We start from the raw sequence: 26,909 nt of genomic DNA on the forward strand, positions 1-26,909 counted from the left end.
CCGAGCGCACCCGCTGAGTGTGCCGGCCGCCGAGCGCACCCGCTGAGTGTGCCCGCCGTCGGGCGCATCCGCCGAGCGCGCCGGCCGCTCAGCGGGTCGACCGGCTGCCCACCGGCCAGGCCGCCGGAATCCGTTCCAGCAGCCCACCGGCGAACACGTCGCGCAACCCGAGCGGCTTGAGGTGGACGTACCCGATGTGGCAGTCGCAGAGCGCGGCGTCGCACGCCCGGGGTCGCAGGGCGGCCCGCCACGACCCGTCGTAGAGGTTGCCGATCGGCGCGGGCCGGAAGTGGCAGCGGCGCACCGTGCCGTCACCCGCGACGGAGATCGCCGTCTCCCCGGCGTGGCAGGGCCGGTCGAGTGACCGGTGCGGGCGGACGCTCCAGCCGAACAGCGGATCCAGCGCCGTCCAGGCCGCCTCCTGCTCGGCGGGGTAGTGGTGCCCGTCGGCGGCGTTCACCCACAGGTAGACCTCCGGGGGCAGGGCGGCGCGCAGCGCCCGCGCCTCGGCCAGGTGCTCGGGCAGGCCGACCACCCCGACCGAGTAGCGCACCCCCAGCTCGGACAGCCGGGCGCAGCGGGCGAGGAACCGCTCCCGGGTGACCTGCCCCGGGTGGTACGTCGTCCACAGCGCCGCCGTGGCCCGGTCGGCGTCGGCCAGCCAGTCCACCCGGGCGGCCAGGTTGGTCTGGATGACCACCCGGTCGACGTGCGGCAGGTGGGACAGCGCCACCATGGCGTCGCGGTACCAGCTGCGGGTCAGCCCCTCGCCCCACGGGGTGAACAGCACCGACAGCCGCCGGTCGGCGGTGGCCGCCACCCAGTCGGTGAACCGCTCCAGCGCGGCCCGGTCGGCGCGCAGCAGCTCCGGCGGGTCGACCCGCTTGGCGAACGGGCAGTATGGGCAGTCGTAGTTGCAGCTCGCCAACGGCCCCCGGTACAGCACCGCCAGCTCCGCGACCGGCTCGTCGGGTCGCGGCGGCAGCTCTGCGGCCGGCTCGTCGCGCCGCACGGCCAGCGGCGTGGCGGGGGGCGCCGCCGGGAGCGGGGCCGGCGGCCGGCGGGTGGGGTGCGGCAACGGCGTCGGGGGCCGGGCGGTGGGAGTCACCGGGGGACGTACCCGGTCATCGCCTGCCGGACCCGGGCGGAGGTCAACCACGGGCCGATCGCGTCGGAACGGGCCAACCCGGCCGGGGTGAGCCGCAGCCCGTCGGTGTCGGCCCAGCCCCGGTCGGCCAGCCGGTCCAGCTCGGGGAAGTCCTCGCCGGGCGGTCGGCCGAACCGGGCGGCGTAGGCCGCCGCGTCGACTCCCTCGGCCCGCAGCAGCGACTTGAGCAGCCACCGGCGGCGCTGCTCGGCGCCGTCGAGGGCGAACCCGAACTCGGCGTACCGGAAGTCGTCCGCCGGACGGGCCAGGTAGTCGTCCAGCACCATCCGCACCTGCGACACCGAGACCGCGTAGTCGAACGAGTAGTGCAGCGCGGTGGTGTAGGAGCGCGCCCCGCACCCGAGGCCGACCATGCCGTCGTCCTGGCAGCAGTAGTCCGGCCCGTCCGGGGCGGGCACGTCGGCGCGGCGGAACTGCCGCATCGACTCCTGCCGGTAGCCGGCCGCGCCGAGGACCTCCACCGCCTGCTCGTAGAGGGCCAGCCGGTGGGCGTCCCAGTCGGCCCGGCCGTGCGCCCGCCGGCCCAGCCCGGTCAGCGGCCGCACGTAGAGCGGGTAGAGGTACAGCTCCTCCGGCCGCCAGGCCAGCGCCGCGTCCAGGCTCTGCCGCCAGGTCGCCGCCGTCTGCCCGTCGATGCCGTAGATCAGGTCCACGTTGAGCACCGGGACCGCCGCGGCCCGGATCGCGCCGAGCGCAGCCTCCACCTCGTCGCGCCGCTGCGGGCGGCCGGCGGCCCGCGCCTCGACGTCGAGGAAGCTCTGCACGCCGATGCTCACCCGGTGCACCCCGTGCGCCGCCAGCACCGCGAGCCGGTCCGGCGTCGCGGTGGCCGGCGAGGTCTCCACCGACAGCGGTACGCCCGGCAGCCGTGCCCCCGAGACGCCCGTGACGATGGCGAACAGCTCGGTCAGCTCGTCGGCGGTCAGGTAGGTGGGGGTGCCGCCACCGAACGCCACCCGGGCGTACCCGGCGTCGTCGCCGAGCGCGTCGGCGACCCGTTCCGCCTGCCGGCGCAGCTGCCGCAGGTAGGCCTTCACCTGCTCCTGCGGCGGGTTGGCCCGGGTGAACAGGTTGCAGAAGCCGCAGCGCATCTCGCAGAACGGCAGGTGCACGTAGAGGAAGAGGGCGTCGCGGGCCTCGGCCCGCCACACGTCGGCCAGCAGCGGCCGGGGCCGCAGCGCCCGGTAGGAGGTCTTGTGCGGGTACGCGTACAGGTACTGCTGGTAGGGCGAGCCGTCGAGGCCCGTGTCGATGCTGGTCACCATTCCCCCGGTCGCAGAGTGAAGTGGGCGTACGGGACGGTCCACACCACGTCGTGGCCGATCCGGTGACCGGTGTGGCCGTCCTCGCCGTACGCGGTGCCGTGGTCGGAGCAGACGATCGTGAAAACCGGCCGCCCCCGCCCGGTGAGCAGGGCGAACAGCCGGTCGACCCGGGAGTCGACGTACTCCAGGGCGGCGGCGTGGCTGGCCCGGCTGTCCTCGTCGGCGCCCGGCAGGTAGTGCCGGTTGGGCTGGTGCAGGGCGGCGACGTTGAGGAAGGTGAACACCGGCCGGTCGGCCGGGACGTCGGGCAGCACCGCGGCCAGCCGGTCGAGCTGCGCGTCCAGGCAGGTCGGGGCGGTGACCCCGAACGCCGGTTCCCAGTGCGCCTCGGCGAAGAGACCGGGCAGCACCGACCCGAGCGGGCTGCGCCTGTTGAAGAAGCCCACCCCGCCCAGGCAGAGCGTGTGGTAACCCGCCCCGGCCAGCGCGGTGGGCAGGTCGGGGGCGTCGAAGACCCAGGTGTCGTCCCCGGCGGTCTCGCTGCCCGGGAACGCCGCCGCGTACAGCCGCTCGTGCCGGCCCGGCCCGACCGGGGTGGGCAGGAAACCGGCGAAGAAGGCGTGGTGCGCGGCGTAGGTGAAGCTGGCGGGGGAGTGCCGTCGCTCCCACCGCCCGCCCGGCAGTGCCCGGGCCAGTCCGGGGGTCCGCCCGGCCCCGGCCAGCTCGTCGGCCACATCGAACCGCAGCGTGTCCAGGGTGACCAGGCAGATGTCGTGACTGCCGATCAGGGCGCGCATCCGGTCTCCTCCCGCCACCGGTCCCACCGGCCGCCGGTCAGCGCGTGCACCTGCTCGGCGTAGGTGTCCCGGTCGTCGGCCAGCACCCCGGGCAGCAGGTCGCCGAACGCGTTGACCTCGGCCACCGCGTGCCGCTGCCAGCCCAGCAGGAACATCAGGTCGACGCCGACGTGCAGTGACCGGGGGAAGCACGCCGCCGCCCGGACGCAGGTCCGCATCGCCGCCGCCCAGGACTCCGGGCCGGCCGCCGCCCGCAGCGCCTCCAGGTCGCCCCGCGCGTTGCCCAGGTGCAGGTTGGTCATCGGCCCCCGGGCGGCCCGGACCACGGCGTGGGTGGGGCGGCCGGCGACCACCACCACCCGCAGGTCGACCACCCGGTCGGCCAGCCCCGCCTTGGGCAGCCACCGCTCCACGTGCAGCCCTTCCGGGGCGAGCCGGTCGACCAGCGCCGCGACGGTCGCCTCGTCGTCGTAGCCGCGCAGCCGCAACGAGTTGAACAGCCCGTCCGGGGTGACCTCGATCGGGGTGACCGCCCGTACCCGGCCGGGGCCGACGGCGAGCGCGATCACCCCGGCCGCCGACGAGCCGTGCGCCGGCTTGACGAACACCCGGTGCCAGCCGGCCGCCGCCATCGCCGCCCGGAGCTGCGGGTAGCCGTCGACCGGCGGCAGCGCCGCCGGCACCGGCACCCCGGCCGCCGACAGCAGCGCGTGGCAGCGCCGCTTGTCGCACAGCGCCGCCACGTCGTCCGGGTGGTTGAGCAGCGTCGCGCCCCCGGCGGCCACCCGGCCGATCCCGGCCACCAGCCCGGCGTACGTGTCGGCCAGGCCGATCAGCTCCCCGTGCCGCGCGGGGGTGGCCGCGCCGCGCAGCAGCCGGTCCACCTCCGCGTCCTCACCGGGGGAATCGACCCGGACCAGGGTGTCGGCGTCCGGCGGGGCCGCCCCGGTGAGCACCCGCGCCCAGGGCAGCACCGCCGGATCGGGCAACCCCGCCGCGCGGACGGCCCGCCGGAACAGCGCGACCCGCCGGTTGTCGGGGTTGCCCACCACGGTCAGTCGCATGTCACTCCGACACCGCCGTGTAGCGGTAGCTCTCCCCGTCGTCCTCGTCGGCCTCCTGCGGCTCGGAGACGTCGACCTCGACCCCCGGCAACGCGGCGACCACCCGGTCGGCGGCCTCCTCCGACAGGTAGTGGTGGTGCAGGTCGAGGGCGGCCAGGTGGGTCAGCGGCTGCCCGGCGAGCAGCGCGGCCAGCCCGTCGTCGGACAGGGTGCCCAGCGACAGGTCGAGCCACTCCAACCGGGGCACCACGGCGGCGGCGGCGAGCGCGGCGGCCAGCTCGTCGGCGATCTCGGCGTTGCGCAGCCCGAGCCGGCGCAGCGCCGGGAAGAGCTTCCCGGCCAGCAGCGCCTCCAGGTCGGCCACGGTGGTGTTGCCACCGTAGTCGTCGGTGCCCAGCCACAGGTCGAGGTGGTTCAGCGCGGGCAGCTCCGAGTCGAGCACCGCGCGGACGAACTCCCGGGGCAGGCCGCCGCTCTGCACGGACAGCGTCCGCAGCCGCTCGTGGCGCACCGGGGAGAAGCTGAACTCCTCGCCGCCGCGTACCCGCAGCACCTCCAGCTCCGGGAAGGCGGTCAGCAACTGGCTGACGTCGCCGACCCGCATCCAGGAGACCTCGCACTCCTCGGTGACCATGTCGCCGAGGAACAGCGCCCGCAGCCGGGGCAGCCGGGGGGCCGCCGCGCAGAGCTGGGCGATCGGGGCGTGGTGGAACGCCGCGTATCCCCAGGCCCCGACGACCAGCGCCTCGACCTGGTCACCGACCTGCTCGACGAACCTGTCGAACCGGTCCCGGAACTGCTCCGACAGCGGGTCCTGCCGGGTGTTCCCGTCGAAGTGCCAGTCGGCGATCCGCCAGCAGACCGGGCCGTCCACGGCGGGCGGCGGCCCGTCGGCGGGGAACTCGACCACCGGCCGACCGGCGAACGTCTGGGCGTGGGAACCGAACGTCATCGTCGCTCACTCCCCGACCGCGGTGAACCGGTAGACCGTGCCGTGGTACTCGTCGGGGGTCTGCGGGTCGTCCAGGTCGACCTGGACACCGGGCAGCGCGTCGGTCAGCCGCTGGGCGACCTCGGGGGAGAGGAAGTGGTGGTGCAGGTCGAGGCGGCGCAGGTGGGTCAGCGGCTGCCCGGCCAGCAGCGCCTCGGCGCCGGGGTCGGTCAGCACCCCCATCGACAGGTCGAGCACCTCCAGCCGGGCCACCACCGGGGCGGTGGCCACCGCCTGTGCGACCTGATCGGCGAACTCGGCGTTGCAGACCGCCAGGTGCCGTAGCGCGGGCAGCCGGTCGCCGGCCAGGATGGCGGCGAGGTCGTCGGTGCCGGTGTCGCCGCCGTAGTCCTGCCGGCCGAGCCACAGGTCGAGCCGGCGCAGGGCGGGCAGGTCGCAGTCGCCCACCGCGCGGGTCACCTCGGCCGGCAGGCCGCCGGTCTGGAAGCCCAGCTCCCGCAGCCCGGTGTGCCGCACCGGTTGCAGGGTCAGCTCGTTGGCCCCGCGTACCCACAGCGTCTCCAGCTCCGGGTAGGCGGTCAGCAGCGGGGTGAGGTCGCCGTGGGTGAGCCAGGAGATCTCGCACTGCTCGCTGACCAGGTCGGCCAGGAACACCGCGCGCAGGGCGGTCCAGTCCTTGGCCGCGTCGGCCAGCAGGTCGACCGGGAGCGCCCGCTCGTACGCCGAACCCCACTCGCCGATCACCAGGGCGCGGACCGCCTCGCCGGGCACCTCCGCCCGCAGCGCCGTGACCAGAGCGGCCATCTCCTCCGGCTCGGCCTCGAAGTCCTCGACCTCGAGCCGCCAGGCGACGGCCGACGGGTCGTCGGGCAGGGTCATCCCCGGTGTGAAGGGGACCACCGGCATTCCGGCGAACGACGACATGTGCGAACGGATCACGCCTACCTCCGGCTCGACTGGTGTGACAGCGGCGCGACCGTAACAGGCCGGCCCGACAAGACGATCAGCGCCGGTTGTGCCCGGTGGCCCGGGGAGAACCGGGGGTGTCCGACCGGTGACGCTTTACAGACATGGCCGGCTGTGCGAGTCTCGTGTCAGCGCTCCCACGGCTGTCCGTGTTCGGATACCCCTGGGGAGTTTTCGTGAGAAATCGCACCCGGCGGGTGGCATCGATCGTCGCCACCGCCGTCACCACCACTCTCGTCGCCGGTGTCGTCACCGCCGTGTCAGCGCAGGCCGCCGCCGGCTGTCAGGTCACCTACCAGGTGGGCGCCCAGTGGGCCGGTGGCTTCACCGCCGCCATCACGATCAGGAACCTGGGCGACCCCGTCAGCGGCTGGCGGCTGGGCTGGAGCTTCCCCGCCGGGCAGAGCATCACCAGCGCCTGGGGCTTCACCGCCAGCCCGGCCAGCGGTGACGTCGTCGCCACCAACCTCGACTACAACGCCGCCATCGCCACCAACGGCAGTGTCGACGTCGGGTTCAACGGCACCTGGACCGGCAGCAACCCCGACCCCGCCGGCTTCACGCTCAACGGCACCGCCTGCACCGGCACGACCACCCCCACCACCGCCGCGCCGCCCACCACCCCGCCCCCGACCAGCGCGCCGCCGACCACACCCCCGCCGGTCACCACCGCGCCGCCGACGACGCCGCCGCCGACCAGCGGGACGCCGACGGTGGCGGCGGACGGCAGCGGCAGGTACCGCACCGTGCAGGCCGCCATCGACGCCGTGCCGGCGAACAGCTCGGCCCGGACCACCATCACCATCAAGCCCGGCACCTACCGTGAGGTCGTCCGGGTGGCCTCGAACAAGACCAACGTCACCCTGCGCGGGCTCGGTTCGTCGCCGTCGAACGTGGTGCTCGTCTACAACAACTCCGCCGGCACCCGCAAGCCGGACGGGACCACCTACGGCACCTTCAACAGCGCGAGCATGTTCGTCGACGGGGCCAACTTCGTCGCCGAGAACCTCACCATCTCCAACGACTTCGTGGAGAACACCTCGGGGGTCGACCAGCAGGCGGTGGCGCTGCACCTGAACGCCGACCGGGCGGTGCTGCGCAACGTCCGGCTCCTCGGCGACCAGGACACCTTCCTGGTCAACGACAAGACCCGGGGGTACGTGGTCAGCTCCTACGTGGAGGGCACCGTCGACTTCATCTTCGGTGGCGGCACGATCGTCATCGACAGCTCCTCGATCTACGAGAAGCGGTCGACCGGTGGACCGATCACCGCCGCCCGTACCGCCGCCAGCAAGACGTACGGGATGCTGATCTACCGGTCGACGATCACCGGGGCGACGAACAACACCACCCAGCTCGGCCGCCCGTGGGGGCCGGACGCCCAGGTCCTCTACCGGGAGTCGACGCTCAGCGCGACCATGAAGACCGCCCAGCCCTGGACCGACATGTCCGGCAACGTGTGGCAGAACGCCCGGTTCCGCGAGTACCGCAACACCGGTCCCGGCGCCGGCACCAACGGCAATCGTCCGCAGCTCAGCGATTCCCAGGCGGCCACCTACACGCCGCAGCGGTACCTGGCCGGCAGCGACGGCTGGAACCCGATGTGAGCGTCCGGCCGACGGTGGACGAACGCCCCCTGGGGTGACACCGGTCCCCGCGTCGGCACCCGACGCGGGGACCGGCCCGGGCCGGGCCGGTCAGCCGAACGACCGGCCCGGGCCGGGCCGGTCAGCCGCGCAGCCGCCCTCGTGCTCCTCGACGAGCGCCCGGCGCAGCCGTTGCCGCTCGCGGCGGCCGACCAGGTACTCGGTGGCCGCCGTGGCCAGGCAGACCAGGGCAAGCCAGGCCAGCGCCCGCAGGGCGGGGATGCCGGCGGTGGCCGGCAGCAGGGCGATCAGCGTCCCGGCGGCGACCAGCCGGGGCCAGATCAGGTTCCGGCAGGTGTGGCTGAGCCGCCACTGGAACGTCGCGTGGGCGAGCAGGAAGGTGACCACGCCGCCGTACAGCGCGTAGCGGCCGGTGTGGTCCAGGGGCTGGCCGCGCTGGTAGGTGTCCGCCTCCCCGACGAGGGAGGGCATGTGCTTGAACCCCAGGGCCAGCAGCATGATCCCGGCGATCATCGGCAGGTGCAGGAAGCTGTAGCAGTCCCGGGCGAGGGCGACCCGGGCGGCCGGCGGGGCGGCGCGCAGGGCGTGCTCACCGACCAGCGCGGAGAGGTCGATGTAGATCCACTCCAGGGTGCCCGCCACCACCACCGCGAGGGCGGAGGCGGTCAGCAGGCCGATCGAGTTGGTCAACTGGGAGCCGGCGATGCCGACGGCGATCAGGACCTCGCCGAGCGCCGCGATGACGATCAGGTTGTGCCGCTCGATCCAGTGCCGCGCGGAGAAGACGGCGCGTGGCGGCAGCGGCAGGGCCTGGCCGACGCCGTAGTCCACGAGGCCGGCCAGCACCCACAGCAGCACCTGACCGGCGAGCATCCGGTCGGTGGGGAGCGTGCTGCGGGGCAGCAGCGCCGCGCCGAGCAGCAGGCCGGCGGCCACCACCGGGGGCGCGGTGAGCGCCAGCACGTCGCGGCCCCGCAGCTCCGGTGAGGAGTACAGCCGCAGGCCCAGGTAGCAGGCCCGGACGGCGAGGAAGCAGCCGACGAACCAGACCGGGGTGTCGATCCCGCCGGGCGCGTCCTGGAACGCCTCCCGGGTGGTGACCGCGAGCACGAACATGACCGGGGTGGTGGCCAGCAGGGTGAGCCGGGCCAGCCCGTAGTTGGCGCGTACCCGGTTGCCGAGCCAGGCGAAGAGCGACCAGGACCACCACAGCAGGCTCAGCACGAGCAGTCCGTGCAGCACCGCCAGGTGGTTGTCCTCGGCGATCATCAACGTGGTGACCTGGAGGAAGGCGAAGACGAACACCAGGTCGAAGAAGACCTCGGCGGTGCTGACCCGGGTGGCTTCGGTGACCGGCCGCAGACCCCGGCGCAACGGCGTGTTCATCGGCGCATCAGGGGGTGCCGACCCGGCCGGTGGGCGGACGGGTCACGGCGGCCCCCTCGTGACGGTGCGGATGACCCCGGTTTCCCGTGGCTGAACTGGGCAAACGCGCATCTTCGGGGGTGCCCGGCGAGGTCGGTCGACCGGTCGCCGAGCCGGTAGGGCCTTGCGGATCATTGCCGGCGGATGTCGAAAAGTTTGCCGCAAGGTCTTGCAAATTCTTTCATCGATGCCGCATCGTCTTTCCACCGGACAGCCGTCCACACCGCACCGCGCCTCTTCGACCCCCGGAAGTAGGTCCACTCCTGATGTCCGTACCCCGCGTCCCCCGGGGAACCCGTCTGCGACGGGGCCTCCTCGCCCTCGCTGTCACCGCCTCCTCCCTCGCCGCGCTGAGCGCGCTGCCGGCCACCGCCCCCGCGACCGCCGCCGTCGCCCTCAACGACAGTGAGGTCACCGCCAACCTCTGGGAATGGAACTGGCGCTCCGTCGCCGCCGCGTGCACCGACCACCTCGGCCCGGCCGGCTACGGCGCGGTCCAGGTCGCCCCACCGCAGGAGTCGGTCAGCCTGCCGAGCAGCGCCGACGGCGTACACCCCTGGTACGAGGTCTACCAGCCGGTGTCCTACCGACTGGAGAGCCGGTTCGGCACCCGGCAGCAGTTCGCCGACATGGTGACCGCCTGCCACAACGCCGGGGTGCGGGTGTACGTCGACGCGGTGGTCAACCACATGGCCGGCGCCAACAACCCCGAGTCGGTCGTCGGGTACGCCGGCACCGACTTCTCCGGCCCCGGCTACAGCTTCCCGGCCGTGCCCTACGGCACCGGCGACTTCCACCGCCCGGGGGACAACTGCCCGACCTCCGGCGCGATCAACGACTGGAACAACGAGGCCCAGGTGACCAGCTGCGAGCTGCTCTCCCTGACCGACCTCTACACCGAGAAGGACGCCGTCCGCACCAAGATCGCCGGGTTCCTCAACGACCTGGTCGGCCTCGGGGTCGACGGGTTCCGGGTGGACGCGGTCAAGCACGTCCGGAAGGACGACTTCGCCGCCATCCTCGGCAAGGTGCGCAACACCACCGCCGAGAACAAGCGTCCGTACGTCGCCCAGGAGATCTTCGACGGGGCCGGCAACGACGCCCTCAAGGCCCGCGCCTTCATCGGCAACGGTGACGTGCTCGACTTCGGGTACGCCAAGGGCCTGAAGTCGGCGTTCCAGGGCTCGATCGCCAACCTGGCCAACGTCGGCAGCTGGAACCTCGACGCGCCGAGCGCCAACGTGTTCGCCATGGTCACCAATCACGACCTGGAGCGCGACGGGGTGGTGCTGTCCTACCGCGACGGCAGCGACTACGTGCTGGCCAACTACTTCGCGCTGGCCTACCCGCACGGCAAGCCGTCGGTCTACGACAGCTTCACCTGGTCCAACCGCAACCAGTCGCCGCCCGCCGACGGCAACGGCTACGTCACCGACACCGTCTGCGGCGGCAGCTGGAACTGCCTGACCCGGTCCACCGGGATCAAGGGCATGGTCGGCTGGGCCAACACCGCGAAGTCGGTCAGGACCGTCTCCGACTTCACCGTGGTCAACAGCAACGTCATCGGCTTCCACCGGGGTGACCGGGCCTGGATCGGGATCAACGACTCGGGGTCGGCCAGCACCGCCACCTTCACCACCGGGCTGGCCGACGGGTCGTACTGCGACGTGATCTCCGGGGCGCGCGGCACGGCCGGCTGCACCGGTACCACGGTGACCGTCAGCGGCGGCCGGGCCACCGTGCGGATCCCCGCCAACGGCGCGGTGGCGCTGCACGCCAACGCGAAGGCCGGCAGCACGCCGACGCCGACCGCGACGCCGACCGCCTCGCCGACGCCGACCGCGACGCCCACCCCGACCGCGCCCGCCGGCACGGTCGCCACCACCTTCACCGTCACCGCGTCCCTCGCCGGTGGCCAGGACGCCTACGTCGTCGGCAGCGTCCCGGCGCTGGGCTCCTGGAGCCCGGCCGACGCGGTCAGGCTGACGGCGCAGGGCGGTGGGGTCTACCGGGCGGTGGTCACCCTGCCGGCGGCCACCACGGTGGAGTTCAAGTTCCTCAAGAAGACCACGGCCGGCGTGGTGACCTGGGAGTCGGGCGGCAACCGGACGTTGACCACGCCGGCCGGCGGCACCTCGTCGGTCACCGACACCTTCCGGGGTGACCCGGCCGGCACCCAGGGCGCGTCGTTCACCGTCAACGCCACCACCTCGTACGGCCAGAACGTCTTCGTGGTGGGCAGCGTCGCGGCGCTGGGCTCCTGGAACCCGGCCAACGCGGTGGCGCTCTCCTCGGCCGCCTACCCGCTGTGGCGGGCCACGGTCGCCCTGCCGGCGAACACGGCGTTCGAGTACAAGTACCTCAAGAAGAACCCGGACGGCACGGTGACCTGGGAGTCCGGTGGCAACCGCAGCGCCACCGTCGGGTCCACCGGCTCGTGGAGCGCCAACGACACCTGGCGGTGACGCTGTTGTCGGCTGCGGCGGCCGGTCCCCTCCGGGGGTCGGCCGCCGCGCCGATCGGGGACCGGCAGCCCGGCCGGCGTCGGATCCGGACCAGGCTCCGGGCCGGGCTCCTGGGTGGCACCGCGGGCCGGGTGACCCGCACCGGAAGCTAGAGGTTGACGAGTGTCGATGCATCCTCGTATCGTCCGGGAAAGCGCTTTCTCGCCGCCCGTCCGATTCCCCCACCGTCGGAGGTACGCCTCATGCGCCCGTCCCGCCAGCGCCGGCTCGCCCTGCTGCTCGCCGGGGTGCTCGCCGCCGCGACCGCCCCGCTGCTCGGGCCGGTCGCGGCGGCCTCCGCCGCCACCCTGTTCAGCGACGACTTCACCGACGGCGACACCGCCGGCTGGTCGAAGTCGGGCGGCAGCTGGGGCGTCGTCACCGACGGCTCCCCGGCCCTGCGGCAGTCGAACGTCGACAGTGACAACGCCCGGCTCTTCGCCGGCAGCACCGGCTGGGCCGACTACACCGTCCAGGCCCGGGTGAAACCGCTCAGCCTCGGTGCCGCCGGCCAGGTCGGCCTGCTGGCCCGCGCGTCCGGGGCGACCCGCTACTACCGGCTGGCACTGCTGTCCGGCAACCAGGTGCAGTTGCAGGCGGTGAACGGCAACGCGGTCACCGTTCTCGCCAGCGCCGCCCGTCCGGTGGCCACCGGCACCTGGTACACCCTGGCCGTCGAGGTCACCGGCACCACCGTGCGGGGCAGCGTCGACGGCCTCCCCGTCGGCCAGGCCACCAGCCCGCTGATCGCCGCCGGCCGGATCGGGGTGCAGACCGCCGCCGCGACGGCCGCCTTCGACGACGTCCTGGTCCGGGACGGCGGCATCGCGCCCACCACGCCGCCGCCGAGCCCCACCACCCCGCCGCCGCCGACCACGCCGCCGCCGACCACGCCGCCGGTCACCACGCCCCCGCCGACCACGCCGCCGGTCACGCCGCCGCCGACCAGCCCGCCGCCCGGGGTCGTCGTGCTGGTGGTCGCCACCGACGGCGACGACGCCAACCCCGGCACGATGGCCCGGCCGCTACGCACCATCCAGCGGGCACACGACCTGGCCGAGCCGGGCACCACCATCGCGGTACGCGGCGGCACCTACGCGCCGACCAGCACCATCAAGATCCTCAAGGACGGCACCCCGTACCACCCGATCACCCTGACGAACTACCAGGGCGAGAGGGTGGTCATCGACGGCGAGAACATGCCGTACACCCCGGGCGCGGTGGGCTCCAGCATTCCCCGCGCCGACCGGGGCGCGCTGCACGTCGAGGCCGACTGGTGGCGGTTCGTCGGCCTGGAGATCATCCACGGCCCGTACGGGATCTTCGGCGTCGACACCAACTACGGCAGGTACGAGCGGCTGGTCACCCGGGACAACTACGAGTCCGGGCTGCACCTGCAGGGCGCGTCGAGCGGCAACCGGATCGTCAACCTGGACAGCTACGGCAACCGGGATCCCCGCAAGAACGGCGAGAGCGCCGACGGCCTGGCCATCAAGGAGGGCTCGGGCGTCGACAACCAGGTACGCGGCGCGCGGCTCTGGCGCAACTCCGACGACGGCTTCGACGCCTGGCTGTTCCAGTCGCCGATCCTGATCGAGGACAGCGTCGCCTACGACAACGGCTACAACTACTGGAACCTGCCCGACTACGCCGGTGACGGCAACGGCTTCAAGCATGGCGGCGGCAACGACCCGCGTCCGGCCGCCGACCACGTCACCCGCAACAGCATGGCCTGGGGAAACTCGGCCGGCGGGTTCATCGACAACGGCAACCCCGGCACGCTGGTCTTCGAGCGCGACACCGCCTGGCGCAACGGCAGGGCCGGCTTCGACGTCTCCCGCTCGACCTCCCGGCTCAGCCGCAACCTCGCGGCCGGCAACGCCCCCGACGTGTCGCCCGGCTCCTCGACCGGGGCCGACAACTCCTGGAACCTCGGCGGCAGCTGGCCGCTGGCCAGCACCGACCCGTCGACCATCACCGGCCCCCGGGCGGCCGACGGGTCCATCCCGACGTCGGACTTCCTCCGCCCGGCCGACGGCACCGACGTGGGCGCCCGGCTCTGAGCCACCCGGTCGCGCTCCCGCCCGCACCGACGGGAGCGCGACCGCGCCGCAGGGCCGGACTCTCCCCGGACTCCCCGGCCGGGGCGGTGCCCCCGACCGTGGACTCAGCGGCCCTGGAGGGTGCGGACGTTGTCGCCGAAGGTCCAGCCCTTGGATCCGTCCCAGTTGACCGACCAGGTCATCAGCCCCTTCAGGCCGCCCCGGTAGGTGTTCCACGCCTGGGCCACCGAGGCCGGCGCGAGGTAGCCGCCACCGGCACCGGGCTGGGCGGGCAGGCCGGGCACCTGCCGGTCGTACGGCACCCGGATGGTGGTGCCCTGGACGACCAGGCCGGCGTTGAGGCAGTCGGTCTGGGCGGTGAAGCCCGCCACCGTCCCGGCGGGGTACGAGTCACCGGCGCAGCCGTACATGCTGCCGTTGTAGTACTGCATGTTGAGCCACCAGAGCCGCCCGTTGTCGACGTACCGCTTGATGACCGGCAGGTACGCGCCCCAGATGGAGCCGTAGGTGACGCTGCCGCCGGTGACGTACGCGGTCTCCGGGGCCATGGTCAGGCCGAAGCCGGCCGGCATCTGGGCCAGCACCCCGTCGATGATGCGGACCAGGTTCGCCTGCGACGTGGACAGCCGGGTGATGTCCCCGCTGCCGGTCAGCCCGGTCTCGATGTCGATGTCGATGCCGTCGAAGTGGTACCGCTTGAGGATCGGCACCACGGTGGCGACGAACCGGTCGGCGACGGTGGCCGAGCCGAGGTCGATGCCGGCGGTGGCCCCGCCGATCGACAGCAGCAGGGTCAGCCCGGCGGCCTTGGCCTGGCACATCTCGGTCGGCGTGGGCACCTTGACGGTGGCGTCCATGCCATCCTCCCAGAGCACCGTGCCGTCGGCGCGGATCACCGGGAAGGCGGCGGTGACGACGTTGTAGCCGTGCCCGGTGATCCGGGGGTCGGTGATCGGGATCCAGCCCAGCGGCGGGTGGACGCCGTTCGCCGCGCCGTCCCAGTTCTCCCAGTAACCCTGGAGCACCTTGCCGGCCGGGCGGGGCTTCAGCGCGCAGCCGGTGCCGTCCGGCGGCGGTGTCGTCGTGCCGGGGGTGGGGGTCGGGGAGGGGGTGCGGGTCGGGGTGGGTGTCGGGGTCGGGGGCCGGGTGGGGGTGGCGGTGGGGGTCGGCGACGGGGTGGGGGAGGGGGTGCCGGTGCAGACGCCGAGGTCCCGCCAGAGGGCCGGCACGGCTGCCGGGTTCCAGCCGGCGCCGGCCGGCGGGGTGTGGGTCACCAGCGACTCGTAGAGGTGGCCGAGGTAGCTGACCCGGGTGCCGGCGGGGTAGCTGACGCCCTCGGCCCAGGCCGGTGCGGAGCAGGCCGCCAGGGCGCTGGCGGCACCCGTGGCGGTGGTCGGCGCGGCGAAGCCGTTCGCGGCGGGCAGTGCGGCGGCGAGCAGCACCGCACCGGCCAGCCAGGCTGTCGTCCCGGGTCGAAGTCGCATGACATACCTCCTCGTCGATGGCCGGGAGGTTATCAGTTAACTTTGTTTAATGTAAATCCCCGGCGCCGTCGTCAGGGGATCGGGTTCCAGCCGTCCGCGCCGGCCAGGTACCGCTGCGGGGTGTAGCTCGGGGCCTGCGCGTCGGTCAACTGTGGCCGGTCGGCGGTGACCGTCGACCCCGGGCCGCTGTTGCGGTACTCGGCGAACCGGGCGTCCCGCCAGGAGAAGCCGGACATGTCGGTCCAGGGGGAGTCCTTCACGTGCGCGCCGAGCACGCTGTCGCGGAACACCACCTGCCCGATCGCGTTGACGTCGCCGCTCGGGTGCCACGGCCGGCCGAGGTGCACGCTCTGCGCCGCCGCCGCGTCGGTGGTCAGGGCGCAGCCCGTGAAGAGCAGGCCGTACGGATTGCCGATCATCGTGGACGCGGCGGTGACGTACCCGTTGTTGCTGGCCGAACCCCGGTCGAGGGACCGGATCTCGCAGCCGTCGAAGACCCCGGTGCCCCGGCCGAAGATGAAGTCGACGTCGCCCTCGACGTAGCAGTCCCGGAAGTACGCCCGGCCGACAGCGTCGACGGAGGCGCTGTTGTGGTAGAGCGTGTCCTGGTTGCCGAGGAACCGCACGTCGTCAAAGACCAGCCGGTCGGCCCGGGTCAGCACGGCCACCGCCTGCTCGGCGCTGTAGTCGTGCGCCGCCTCGTCGAAGTCGTTGGCGAAGGTCAGGTGCCGGGCGGTGAAGTCGTTGCCGTCGATGGTCACCGAGGCGCTGCCCGAGGTGCCGTAGGTGCCGCCGCCCGGCTTCGGGGTGCCCGAGGCGTTGTCGTAGACGATCACCACGTCCCGGGGGTCGCCGGTCGACCCGACGAACGACACGTACGGCTTGCCGGCCGGGACCGTGACCGGCTCCCGGTAGGTGCCCGGCCTGATGGTGATGGTGTACCGGCTCGCGTTGCCCACCGGCACCGCGTCCATCGCCGCCTGCACGCTGGTGTGGTCCCCGCTGCCGTCCGGGGCGACCACCGAGGACCGCTCGGCCGGCCCGGTGCCGGTGGGCGTGGGCGTCGGGCCGGTGGGCGACGGGGTCTCGGGCGGGGTCGCCGTGGGGCTGGCGGTGGGGGTGCCGGACGGGGTGGCCGTGGGGCTCGGCGGCGCACTGGTCGGGGCCGGTTCGCCCCGGGTCACCAGCACGTCGTCGAAGCGGGCGGTGGCGTTGCCGGTCTGCACGCCGATCCGGCCGGTCGCGGTCAGGGTGCCGGTGCCGGAGCCGACGGGGAAGCCGTCCACCCAGCCGCGCACCACCGTCCCGGCGACCTCGATCCGCAGGGTGTGCCAGCCACCCGTCATCACCCGGTGGGACACCGTGCCCAGCGGGGTGACCCGGCCGCTGCGTACCGCCTCCAGCCGGACCTGGTCGCCGGCGAGCAGGGCGAGCCGGTAGTAGCTGGTCGCGCCGCTGGCGCGGGCCAGCAGCGCGACCATGCCGTTGCCGGGCAGGGTCAGCGGCTTCACCCGGGCCTGGACGGCCTGGTCGGCCCAGGACGCGCTGCCGGCGAACAGCCGGGCGTCACCGGTGTCGCCCCTGGCCTGCTGCAACGCCGGGCTGTCGTCGGCGGCCACCGACCAGGTCCCGCCGGAGCGCGACCAGCCGGCGAGGTCGCCGTCGGTGAAGTCGTCGCTGAACAGGGTGGCGGCGTGGGCGACCTGCGCGCCGCCGAGCGGGGTGAGGGCGAGCAGCGCGGTGCTGAGTGCCGCCGCGGCGGCGACGGCGAGCGGGCGGCGGTTCCTGCGCATGGCGGATGGACCTCCGGGGACGGGGTGGAGGTGGCGAACGACCTAAGAAAGCGCTTTCCTGCGACCGTAACCGCGCCCATGCGCGACTGTCAATGCGTCAGTCGCCCCGCCGGTCGACGTGGTGGACGCAACGTCAGCGGGACCGTGCCGGGTCCTGGTCGGGCAGCTCGAACAGTTCCAACGGGATTCCGTCGGGGTCGCGGAGGTAGAGGATCTTCGTGCCGGCCAGCGTTCCCACGTCCATGTTCTCCCCGTCCTGCAACACGACCGGATCGGCGTTGACGTGCACGCCCCGCCCCACCAGCTCGCGGTGCACGGCGTCGAGGTCGTCGACCTCGAAACACAGGTGGATGACCCCGACGTCACAGTTGCGCCCGGTGAAGGGCCGGGGCCGAGGGCTGTCGTACTGGATGAGTTCCAGCAGGACGTTGTCGCCGGCCAGGGCGAACGACGCCCGCATCGACGGGTTCTCGACCTCCACGACCGCGCCGATCGCCGGATTCGAGGCCGAGATCGTGACGCCGGTCGGCGCGATGCCGAGGACGTCCTCGTACCACCGCACCGAACGGGCGAGATCGCTGACCGGCACTCCGATGTGGTTGACCCTGGTCACTCTACTCATGATCGTCATCATCGGCGGCGGTGCCGGGCGGGGGAAGGCACGGGTCTTCCGCGTACCGCCGGTACCACCCGGCCCCGCCGGCCGGTGGCGGATCATGGCGTACATGAATGAGCTTGGTGCGGCGCTACGGGCCTGGCGGGACCGGGTCGACCCGGCCGCGGTCGGACTGACGAGCGCGAATCCCCGCCGTGTCGCCGGCCTGCGACGCGGCGAGCTGGCGATGCTGGCCGGCATCTCCGTGGAGTACGTGGCACGCCTGGAGCAGGGGCGGGCCGCCACGCCGTCGTCCCAGGTCTGCTCCTGTCTGGCCCGCGCGTTACGACTGTCCACCGAGGAGGAGGCGCACCTGATGCGCCTCGCCGGCCTGGCGGCGGCCTCGGACCGGGTGCCCACCCTGATCCCCCGCAGCCTGTGGCGCGTCATCGACCAGCTCGGCGACACCCCGCTGGCCGTCTACGACGCCGCGTGGCGGTTGCTACACGGAAACCCGCTGTTCGTGGCCGTCTTCGGTGACCCCGCCGATGCCACCGCCGACGACCGCAACGCGATGATCATCCAGTTCGAGTCCCGGAACCGCCGGGTCCGCCAGACAGACGCCGAGCGGGCGTACTTCGAGCAGTCGTTGGTCGCCGACCTGCGCGCCACCAGCGCCCGCTATCCGCACGACCCCGACGTGGCGGCGCTGATCGCCCGGCTGGCCGGCAACGAACGGTTCCGGCGGCTGTGGGCGCAACGCGCGGTGGCCACCCACGAGAGTGCCCACAAGACCGCCGTGCATCCGCAGGTGGGGGCCATCCCCCTGGACGCCAACGTGCTGACCACGCAGAACACCGATCTCCGTCTCGTGGTCCTGACCCCGCGGACCGGCACCGACGCCCGGAAGAAGCTCGACCGCCTGAGATGAGGGGTCAGGTCCGCGGCCAAGAGCAGCTCACCGTCCACCGGCGACGGGTCACGGTTGGGCACGCCGCCACTGCCGGTCCGGTACGGCCCGGGTGGTCTCCTCGGCCGGTATCCGTTCCTTCTCGGCCTGGGCGAGCAGCCGTCGTCTCGCCGCCTCGTGCTCCGCCGCCTGGATCTGCTCGCCCCGACTCGCCGTCGGTTCCCCCTGCGTACTGTCCATCGCTCCTCCTTGACCGGGACGCGGCGGTGTCCGGGTGGCGGGACCGGCGCGTCGAACGAGGGGCGTGGCTCCTGGCCGGAAACGGCAGTTGTCCTACGAGCCACACCCGAGATCAGCATTCAGTGACGGGTCGGTCACGGTCGAGCACGAGAGTCCGCCAGCCACGTGCGGACAATGCGCAGCCGGCGGCCTACGCCTGCTCAACGAGCTGATCGTCCGAGTGACGTGTCCGCGTCGCCGGCCTGCGGGCCGGGGACCGGGCGCGCTGGCCGGCGTCAGTCCTCGGTCTGGGGGCCGAGCAGGCGGATCTCCTCGATGTCCAACGTCGCCTGGACCTCGCGCAGCACGCTGTCGTCGATCTCGTTGCGGTCGCGCAGCCGGGTGACCTCGCGGCGCTTGTGTTCCAACACCCCCAACCGCAGCCGGGCCTCCGACTCCTCTGCCCGGTCGGCGTCCTGACCGCCGCCGGTCTCGGTCACCAGGTCCAGGTGCCGCTGGTAGTCGGCGCGCAACCGGTCCACCGCCGTCGCGTCGACGTCGAGGTCGGCGGCGACGTTCGGCAGCGCCGACAGCGCCGCCTCGGTGGCCCGGCGGTGGGCGTGCCGGACCTCGTCGCCGCGCGTCTCGTCGCCGCGCAGACCGGCCCAGCGGGCCACCGCCGGTAGGGTGGTGCCCTGCACCAGCATGATCGACACGATCGCCACGGCGGTGCAGAAGATGATCAGATCCCGTTCCGGCACCGGCGCGTGGGTGGTGGCCGTGGTCACCGGCACCGCGAGGGCGGCGGCCAGCGACACCGCACCCCGGAAACCCGCCCAGCCGGCCGCCACCCGGACCCGCCGGCTCACCGTGGCGCCCCGGCCCGTCACCGGCAGGCCGTAGGAGAACAACTGCAACCAGACCAGCCGGACGACCACCACCACCAGCGTGACCGAGGCGGCGATCGCCACCGACCGGCCCGTCGAGATGCTGGTCACGTGGTTCACCGCCCGGGGGATCTGCATGCCGAGCAGCACGAACAGCGCGCCGTTGATCAGGAAGGTGGACAGGTCCCAGAAGGCGTACGCCAGCACCCGGGACCGTGCCCGGATGATCCTCGGGCTGAAGTAGGACAGCAGCAGGCCGGCGACCACGACGGCGAGCACCCCGCTGGCGTGCACCACCTCGGCGAGCAGGAACGCGGCGAACGGGGTGAGCACGCTCAACGCGCCCTCCCGCAGCGGGTCGTCCAGCCTGCGACGGATCAGCACCACCACCAGGCCGACGACCAGCCCGGCGACGATCCCGCCCCCGGCCGAGCCGACGAACCGGCCCAGGAACCCGAACACCCCCGGCGCGGCGCCGCCCACGATCAACCCGACCGTCACCGAGAACAGCACCAGCGCCGTACCGTCGTTGACCAGGCTCTCCGCCCGCAGCGTGGTCAGGATGCGGCGGGGCATCCGCTTCGCCAGGCCGGCGACCGCCGCCGCGTCGGTGGGGGCGAGCACCGCGCCCAGCACCCAGGCGGCCTGCGGGCTCATCCCCAGCGCCTTGGCGGCCAGCGCCACCGCCACCATCGTCACCACCACCAGCGCCACCGCCAGCGAGGCGATCACCAGCAGGTTCGACCGGATCTCCCGCAGGCTGATCACCAGGCTCTCCCGGTAGAGCACGGCCGGCAGGAAGAGCAGCAGCACCACGTCCGGTTGGAGCACCACGTCCGACAGCGGCGGCAGCAGCGCCAGCAGGCCACCCATGGTGATCAGCAGCACCGGCGGGGCCACCCGGTACCGGCCCCCGATGGTGGTGCCGACCAGCACGGTGGCGGCCAGCACCACGATCAGGACCAGGACGTCCACGGCACCCCCCGCCTCCACCCGACATGCTGGTACGAAGTCGGCGGCGACGCGGGGGAATCCGGGATCTGCCCCGCTCGGCTCAGGTGACCCGGGACCGCTCCGCCGGCACCCCGGTCCAGGCCTGCCGTTCGGCGATGTCCCGCAGCCGGTCCATCGCGTCCCACACGTCGACGTAGCGGGTGTAGAGCGCCGCCGGCCCGAGCCGCAGCCGGTCCGGTACCCGGTAGTCGCCGACCACCCCGGCGTCGACCAGGGCTCGGGAGATCCGCAGCGCCTCCGGGTGGTGCAGCGACACGTGCCCGCCGCGCCGGCCCGGGTCGCGCGGGGAGGCGAGCCGGAAGCCGTGCGGGACCAGCCAGGCGTCGGCCAGCTCTATGATCAGCTCGCCGAGCCGGAGGGACTTCTCCCGTACCCGGTCCATCCCGGCGTCGGCCAGCACGTCCAGGGCCGGGTCGAGGGCGGCCATCCCGAGCACCGGCGGGGTGCCCACCAGGAACCGCTCCGGGCCGGGCGCGGGATCGTAGCCGGCACCCATCCCGAACTGGTCGCGCTGGCCGAACCAGCCCCAGATCGGCTGCCGCAGCGACTCCTGCGACTCCCGCCGCACGTAGAGGAAGGCCGGCGCGCCGGGACCGCCGTTGAGGTACTTGTAGGTGCAGCCGACCGCGAGGTCGACACCGGCGCCGGTCAGGTCCAACGGCACCGAGCCGACCGCGTGCGAGAGGTCCCACAGCACCAGCGCGCCGACCCGGTGGGCCGCGGCCGTCACCGCCGCCACGTCCAGCAGCGCCCCGCAGCGGTACGACACCGCCGACAGCACCACCAGCGCCACGTCCTCGGTCAGCGCCCCGGTCAGGGTGGCCTGGTCCAGCCCCTCGTCCAGGTCGGAGGGGAGCAGCCGCAGGGTGTGCCCCCGCTGGGCGGCCAACCCCTCCAGCAGGTAACGGTCGGTGGGGAACTCCTCGGCGTCGGCCAGGATCGTCCGCCGGCCGGGCCGGGCGTCGAGGGCGGCGGCGGCCAGCTTGTAGAGGTTGACCGAGGTGGAATCGGAGACGATCACCTCGCCCTCCCGGGCGCCCAGCGCGTGGGAGGCGATCCGGTCGCCGATGCGGCGCGGCCACTCGATCCAGGTCGGCCAGCTCCGGACCAGCTCGGTGCCCCAGCCGTCGCGCACCAGTGCGGCCAGGTGGTCGCCGGTGGCGGCCGGCAGCCGGCCCAGCGAGTTGCCGTCGAGGTAGCACAGGTCGTCCACCACGAACCGGTCCCGTAGCCCGGCCAGCGGGTCGGCGGCGTCCCACTCCTGCGCGACCTGCCGGGACGTGTGCTCAGCCATGGGGTCCTCCCTCCGCCCGGACACCCGGGCCGATGCAGGCTAGCTGATCAGCCCGGTGGTCGGTAACGGCCGGTGGCCCCAGCACCCCGTACCCCGGCCGGTCGGTGCCGGTCAGCCGACCGGCACGGTGGCGGTGACGGTGGCCTGGTCGACCTCGCTGGTCCGGACCGTGAACCGGATCGTCCAGTCGCCGCGCGCCGGCAGGCTGATCTCCGCACTGCCGTGGTGCGGCTCGGGGCTCTCCACCGGCACGACCATCGGCTCGATCCCGGCGGCCGGCAGGGCTAGGCTGACCGTCCACTGGACCACCGGCAACGGCTGCCCCTGCGGGGTGTAGACGTAGGCGTGCAACGAGTTCGGTACGCCCACCCGGACCGGATAGACGTCGAACTGGAGGGTGTAGTAGCCGCTGGTGAGGGTCTGGGCGACGCCCTCCCGGCTGGCCCGGGCGGCCTGGGCGTCGGCGGTCCGGCCGGGCGGGGTCTGCACCAGCACGGCGGTCAGCGCCAGCACCACCGCGGTGGCGGCGAGTTCCACCCCGGCGGCCCGCGCGACCCGGCCGGGCCGGTCGGCGGCCCGGCCGCCGCGCACCAGCCGCCGCTGCCAGGCCGCGACGACGAGCACGGCGGCGAGCAGGGCCGCCTTCGCGCAGAGCAGCCGACCGTACGTGGTGCCGAACAGCGCGCCGGGCCGGCCGAGTTCGATCGCGGCCTGCCCCACCCCGGAGGCGACCAGCCACCCCACCGCGATGGCCGCCCACCGCGACCAGGCCGGCAGGATCCGGGCCAGCACCCGCCGGTGGGTGCCGGGCAGCACGAACACCGCCAGGACGAACAGCCCACCCAGCCACACGCTCATCCCGGCCAGGTGCACCACGTCGGCCAGGATGCTCACCGGCGGCAGCGGGGACGCCACCGGGTGCCCGGCCAGCGGCCAGGTGAGCAGCCCGGCCAGGGCCACCACCGCCAGCGCCGCCCGCCGGCCCCGACCGCCCCGGCCGCCGGCCACCGCCGGCAACAGCACGGCAGCGAGCCCGACCAGCGCCAGCCGGGCACCGAGCACCGGCCCGACGTCGCTGCCCGCCACCGCCGTCAGGTCGCCCCGGGCCAGAGCGCCGACCGGCACCCCCACCATGTCCGCGGCCTGGGCCACCCACGTGCCGACGGTGCCGGCCGCCACCAGGGCCAGCCCGACCTGCCCGGTGGCGGTCACCGCCCGCCGACGGCGACGGCGGGGCCACCCCGCCGCGCCGAGCAGCACGGGACCGGCCACCAGCACCAGCCCCAGGTAGCCGACGAACCGGGCGGCCGGGGTCAGCGCCCCGGCGGGCCGCTCGTCCACGACGACCGGCTCCGGTGGCGTCGCCGACGGCGCACCGGCGGAGTAGGCGAAACTCCCGGCGACCGGGTGGCTGTCGGCCGAGATCACCCGGTAACTGACCAGGTAGGTCCCGAGCGGCCGGTCCGGCACCCGCACCGGGATCCGCAGGGTGGCGCCCTGCGCGACCGGATCCCCGGCGGTGACCCGCCGTCCGTCCGGGCCGAGCACCTGCACCCGGCCGACGACCGGGGAGACCGATTCGCTGAAGACCAGCACCACCTCCGCGGGCGGGGCACCGATCACCGCGTCCCGGACCGGGCTGGTGGCTACCAGCGCGGCGTGGGCGGCGGCCGGCGTCGCCGGGGTCAGCGGTACGGACAGCAGCGCGAGGAGCAACCCCAGCAGCACGGCGGAACGGGTGGTACGCACACCCAGTGGTTCGGATTCGATGATCACATGGTTCAACCGGCGTCGGAATGATCTGCGCCGCTGGTCGGCCGGGAGCGCAGGGCCAGCGCCAGCACGAGGCGGGCGTCCGGATCGTCCAGCGCCGGGCCGAACAGGGCGCGGAGCTGGCGCATCCGGTACCGGATCGTCTGCGGGTGGGTGTGCAGGTCCTCGGCGACCGCGACCACCTGCCCCTGCCGGCGCAGCCAGCCGTGCAGGGTCTGCGCCAGGGTCCGTCGGGTGGTCGGCCGGAGCCCGGCCAGCGGGGCCAGCACCGTGTCGGCGAGGTGTCCGGCCAGGCCGGGCTCCCAGTCGGTGAGCAGGGTGAGCAGGTGGTCGTCGCAGGACAGCACCGGATCCGGGCCGAGCGCGCCCTGCTGGTGCAGGGTCAACGCCCGGCGGGACAGCCGGTACGACAGCCGGGCCCGGTGCCGCGCCACCGCCGGACCGACCGCGGCCCGCCGCCCGGCCAGCGCCTGCCGGGCCTGGTCGAGCCGGCCGGGGGTACGCGGTTCGGGCAGCACCAGCCGTACGGCGTCACCGATGACGGTGGCGACCGTGCCCGCGCCGACGACGCGGGCCAGGTGCTCGGCATCGGTGCCGTGCACACTGACCACCGCCACGGTGGCCGGCAACGGCCAGCGGGCCGCCTCGGCGGCGGCGCGCAGCACCTCCTCGGCCGGCGGGTCGGGCTGCACGAGCAGGGTGACCAGGCGGCGTCGGAGGGTGGCCCAGTCCTGGGCGGTGTCCCGCTGCTCGTCGAGGAACCCCTCGGCGGCGGCGCCGGCCAGCGCGTCGGCGTAGCCGAACAGCGCCCCGGCGATCACGTACAGGTCGGCGGGGGCCGGCCCGGCGTCCGTCCCCGCCCGTCCGGCATCCGTCCCCGCCCGTCCGGTGTCCGGGCCGGTCGGGGTGCCGCCTGTCGCGGCCGGGGCGGCGGCCTGCTCCACCAGGAACGCCCAGATGTCCCGCGCGCCCAGGGTCAGCACGGCGCGGAGCGCGTCGACCCGGTGCCCCTCGCGGTACTCGGTGCGGCCCAGGGTGTGGAACACCGCCCGGGTGGGGGCCAGTGCCCGGTCGGGTTCGGCGACCGCGTCGACGAACGTGTCGACGGCGGTCCGCACGCCCAGGGCCAGGCCCTGCCCCTGCGCGCCGGTCAGCGAGCGGCCCTGCTCCCGCATCGCCGCCCGGACGGTGCCGAGGATCCGCAGGTGCAGCGCCCCCCGCAGCCCCCGCAGGTGGTCGCCGACGGTGGGCGGAAGACCGGCGAGGCCCGGCTCGATGTCGAGCAACGTGTCGGACACGGTCGGCCTCCTTTGTCATCCAGGTGACAATTCCGGTGGCGAATACTGCGCCCCGGGACGGATCATTTTGGCATTCCCGTTCGTAGGGTCGGCGCATGAACACGGATGTCATCGTGGTCGGCGCCGGTCTCGCCGGCCTGGTCGCCGCCGTCGAGGCCGCCGACGCCGGCCGGCGCGTGCTGCTGCTGGACCAGGAGTCGGCGGAGAACCTCGGTGGCCAGGCATACTGGTCGTTCGGCGGGCTCTTCTTCGTCGACTCGCCCGAGCAGCGGCGGATGGGCATCCGCGACTCGGTCGAGCTGGCCTGGCAGGACTGGACCGGCAGCGCCGCCTTCGACCGGCCGGAGGACCACTGGCCGCGCCAGTGGGCACAGGCGTACGTGCACTTCGCCGCCGGAGAGAAGCGGGCCTGGCTGCGGTCGCTGGGGCACCGGGTCTTCCCCGTGGTGAGCTGGGCCGAACGGGGTGGGGGAGCGGCCCACGGGCACGGCAACTCCGTACCCCGGTTCCACGTCACCTGGGGCACCGGTCCCGGCGTGGTCGAGCCGTTCGCCCGGCGGGTGCACGCCGCCGTCGCCGCGGGGCGGATGACCCTGTTGTTCCGGCACCGGGTCGACGAACTCGTCACCACCGGCGGCGTGGTCACCGGGGTACGCGGCGCGGTCCTCGCCCCCGACGACGCGCCGCGCGGACGCAGCAGCTCCCGGGAGGTCGTCGGCGACTTCAGCCACGGTGCGCAGGCGGTGGTCATCACGTCGGGCGGCATCGGCGGCAACCACGATCTCGTCCGGCGGGCCTGGCCGGCCCGGCTCGGCACCCCGCCGACCCGGATGGTCACCGGGGTGCCCGCCCACGTCGACGGCCGGATGCTGGCCATCACCGAGGCCGCCGGCGGGCAGGTGATCAACCCGGACCGGATGTGGCACTACACCGAGGGGCTGCGCAACTGGGACCCGATCTGGCCCCAGCACGGCATCCGCATCCTGCCCGGCCCGTCCTCGCTCTGGCTCGACGCCACCGGGGTCCGGCTGCCGGCCCCGCTGTTCCCCGGTTTCGACACCCTGGCCACCCTGCGGCACCTGCGGGCCACCGGCCACGACTACAGCTGGTTCCTGCTCACCCAGAAGATCATCGAGAAGGAGTTCGCGCTGTCGGGCTCGGAGCAGAACCCGGACCTGACCAACCGCAGCGTCCGGCAGGTGCTGCAGCGGGTCCGGCCGGGCGCACCCGGGCCGGTGGAGGCGTTCAAGCGGCACGGGGCCGACTTCGTCGTCGCGGACACCCTGCCGGAGCTGGTCAACGGGATGAACAAGCTGGCCGCCGAGACCGACGGTCCGCAGCTCGACGTCACCGCGCTGACCGCCCTGGTCGAGGCGCGCGACCGCGGGATCACCCACCCGTTCGGAAAGGACGCCCAGCTCACCGCGATCCGGGGCGCCCGTCGCTACCGGGGCGACCGGCTGATCCGGGTCGCCACCCCGCACCGGCTGCTCGACCCGGCGGCCGGTCCGCTGATCGCGGTGCAGCTGCACGTGCTCACCCGCAAGAGCCTCGGCGGGCTGCACACCGACCTGTCCGCCCAGGTGCTGCGCCCGGACGGGGAACCACTGGGCGGGGTGTACGCCGCCGGTGAGGTCGCCGGATTCGGTGGCGGCGGCATGCACGGCTACAGCGCGCTGGAGGGCACCTTCCTCGGCGGCTGCCTCTTCTCCGGCCGGACCGCCGGCCGGGCCGCGGCGGCAGCGGCCGGCTGACCGGCGTCCCGGCCCGGTCGTCCGTGCCGGCCCGGCTCGCTCCGCCTGTACGGCCCGGCTGGTGGCGTCCCCCTGTT

The 26,909-nt window shown here is 74.0% G+C and carries 20 protein-coding genes; 5 read left to right on the forward strand and 15 right to left on the reverse strand.

Translation table 11 applies throughout. The features are described 5' to 3' along the window. Window positions 1-88: 88 nt before the first annotated feature. The 6 genes from O7625_RS21865 to O7625_RS21890 are packed head-to-tail and all read right to left on the reverse strand — an operon-like array spanning window position 89 to window position 6,185. Window positions 89-1,108, reverse strand: coding sequence for an STM4011 family radical SAM protein (locus O7625_RS21865; protein WP_282341099.1), 1,020 nt, complete (start codon window positions 1,106-1,108; stop codon window positions 89-91). Beyond that, window positions 1,105-2,430, reverse strand: a complete 1,326-nt coding sequence (locus O7625_RS21870; RefSeq protein WP_282341101.1) for an STM4012 family radical SAM protein — start codon at window positions 2,428-2,430, stop codon at window positions 1,105-1,107. Before O7625_RS21870 ends, O7625_RS21865 begins: the two co-directional genes overlap by 4 nt. Beyond that, the gene (locus tag O7625_RS21875; protein WP_282341102.1) at window positions 2,427-3,230 is read right to left on the reverse strand and encodes an STM4013/SEN3800 family hydrolase; all 804 of its coding nucleotides are present in this window, start codon (window positions 3,228-3,230) and stop codon (window positions 2,427-2,429) included. The genes O7625_RS21870 and O7625_RS21875 overlap by 4 nt, the downstream gene beginning before the upstream one ends. Beyond that, the gene (locus O7625_RS21880; RefSeq protein ID WP_282341104.1) at window positions 3,218-4,294 is read right to left on the reverse strand and encodes an STM4014 family protein; all 1,077 of its coding nucleotides are present in this window, start codon (window positions 4,292-4,294) and stop codon (window positions 3,218-3,220) included. Before O7625_RS21880 ends, O7625_RS21875 begins: the two co-directional genes overlap by 13 nt. Window position 4,295: 1 nt before the next feature. Next, complete coding sequence (locus tag O7625_RS21885) at window positions 4,296-5,246, reverse strand: STM4015 family protein (RefSeq protein ID WP_282341106.1); 951 nt, start codon at window positions 5,244-5,246, stop codon at window positions 4,296-4,298. A 6-nt stretch (window positions 5,247-5,252) separates the two neighbouring features. Beyond that, window positions 5,253-6,185 (reverse strand): STM4015 family protein, encoded by a 933-nt coding sequence (locus O7625_RS21890; RefSeq protein ID WP_282341107.1) that lies wholly within the window; start codon window positions 6,183-6,185, stop codon window positions 5,253-5,255. A 203-nt stretch (window positions 6,186-6,388) separates the two neighbouring features. Between O7625_RS21890 and O7625_RS21895 the strand changes: the two genes are divergently transcribed. Beyond that, on the forward strand, window positions 6,389-7,819 hold the full coding sequence (locus O7625_RS21895) for a pectinesterase family protein (protein WP_282341108.1): 1,431 nt from the start codon (window positions 6,389-6,391) through the stop codon (window positions 7,817-7,819). 90 nt (window positions 7,820-7,909) lie between these two features. Here the strand turns inward: O7625_RS21895 and O7625_RS21900 are convergent, their stop codons facing one another. Continuing rightward, window positions 7,910-9,205, reverse strand: coding sequence for a low temperature requirement protein A (locus O7625_RS21900; protein WP_282341110.1), 1,296 nt, complete (start codon window positions 9,203-9,205; stop codon window positions 7,910-7,912). A gap of 305 nt (window positions 9,206-9,510) precedes the next feature. Between O7625_RS21900 and O7625_RS21905 the strand changes: the two genes are divergently transcribed. Continuing rightward, window positions 9,511-11,709, forward strand: coding sequence for a carbohydrate-binding module family 20 domain-containing protein (locus O7625_RS21905; RefSeq protein ID WP_282341112.1), 2,199 nt, complete (start codon window positions 9,511-9,513; stop codon window positions 11,707-11,709). Between the two features lie 242 nt (window positions 11,710-11,951). After that, window positions 11,952-13,811, forward strand: coding sequence for a LamG-like jellyroll fold domain-containing protein (locus O7625_RS21910; RefSeq protein WP_282341115.1), 1,860 nt, complete (start codon window positions 11,952-11,954; stop codon window positions 13,809-13,811). Window positions 13,812-13,915: 104 nt separating this feature from the next. On the opposite strand, the gene O7625_RS21915 is transcribed toward O7625_RS21910, so the two are convergent. The 3 genes from O7625_RS21915 to O7625_RS21925 form a co-directional block, all read right to left on the reverse strand. Further along, a complete protein-coding gene (locus O7625_RS21915) occupies window positions 13,916-15,295 on the reverse strand; it encodes a glycosyl hydrolase family 18 protein (protein WP_282341117.1) in 1,380 nt (459 codons plus the stop codon). A gap of 71 nt (window positions 15,296-15,366) precedes the next feature. Then, window positions 15,367-17,088 carry a pectinesterase family protein gene (locus O7625_RS21920; protein ID WP_282341118.1) on the reverse strand — a complete coding sequence of 574 codons (1,722 nt, stop codon included), beginning with the start codon at window positions 17,086-17,088 and terminating at the stop codon, window positions 15,367-15,369. Between the two features lie 133 nt (window positions 17,089-17,221). Continuing rightward, window positions 17,222-17,710, reverse strand: coding sequence for a VOC family protein (locus tag O7625_RS21925; protein ID WP_282341119.1), 489 nt, complete (start codon window positions 17,708-17,710; stop codon window positions 17,222-17,224). Between the two features lie 103 nt (window positions 17,711-17,813). Between O7625_RS21925 and O7625_RS21930 the strand changes: the two genes are divergently transcribed. Further along, window positions 17,814-18,614: a helix-turn-helix transcriptional regulator gene (locus tag O7625_RS21930; RefSeq protein ID WP_282341120.1), complete on the forward strand. Its 801-nt coding sequence runs from the start codon at window positions 17,814-17,816 to the stop codon at window positions 18,612-18,614. 48 nt (window positions 18,615-18,662) lie between these two features. Here O7625_RS21930 and O7625_RS21935 read toward each other — a convergent pair whose 3' ends face one another. From O7625_RS21935 to O7625_RS21955, 5 genes are all read right to left on the reverse strand, one after another. After that, window positions 18,663-18,833, reverse strand: a complete 171-nt coding sequence (locus O7625_RS21935) for a hypothetical protein (RefSeq protein WP_282341122.1) — start codon at window positions 18,831-18,833, stop codon at window positions 18,663-18,665. Window positions 18,834-19,108: 275 nt separating this feature from the next. Then, window positions 19,109-20,674, reverse strand: a complete 1,566-nt coding sequence (locus O7625_RS21940; RefSeq protein WP_282341124.1) for a Na+/H+ antiporter — start codon at window positions 20,672-20,674, stop codon at window positions 19,109-19,111. 79 nt (window positions 20,675-20,753) lie between these two features. Continuing rightward, window positions 20,754-22,007, reverse strand: coding sequence for a kynureninase (gene kynU / locus O7625_RS21945; protein WP_282341125.1), 1,254 nt, complete (start codon window positions 22,005-22,007; stop codon window positions 20,754-20,756). 111 nt (window positions 22,008-22,118) lie between these two features. Then, the gene (locus O7625_RS21950) at window positions 22,119-23,756 is read right to left on the reverse strand and encodes a copper resistance protein CopC (protein WP_282341126.1); all 1,638 of its coding nucleotides are present in this window, start codon (window positions 23,754-23,756) and stop codon (window positions 22,119-22,121) included. Window positions 23,757-23,788: 32 nt separating this feature from the next. After that, window positions 23,789-25,078, reverse strand: a complete 1,290-nt coding sequence (locus tag O7625_RS21955; RefSeq protein WP_282341127.1) for a helix-turn-helix domain-containing protein — start codon at window positions 25,076-25,078, stop codon at window positions 23,789-23,791. A 95-nt stretch (window positions 25,079-25,173) separates the two neighbouring features. On the opposite strand from O7625_RS21955, the gene O7625_RS21960 reads away from it, so the two are divergent. Next, on the forward strand, window positions 25,174-26,832 hold the full coding sequence (locus tag O7625_RS21960) for an FAD-binding dehydrogenase (protein ID WP_282341129.1): 1,659 nt from the start codon (window positions 25,174-25,176) through the stop codon (window positions 26,830-26,832). Window positions 26,833-26,909: the final 77 nt, after the last annotated feature.

This window comes from Micromonospora sp. WMMD714 (assembly GCF_029581315.1).
GTDB lineage: Bacteria > Actinomycetota > Actinomycetes > Mycobacteriales > Micromonosporaceae > Micromonospora > Micromonospora rifamycinica.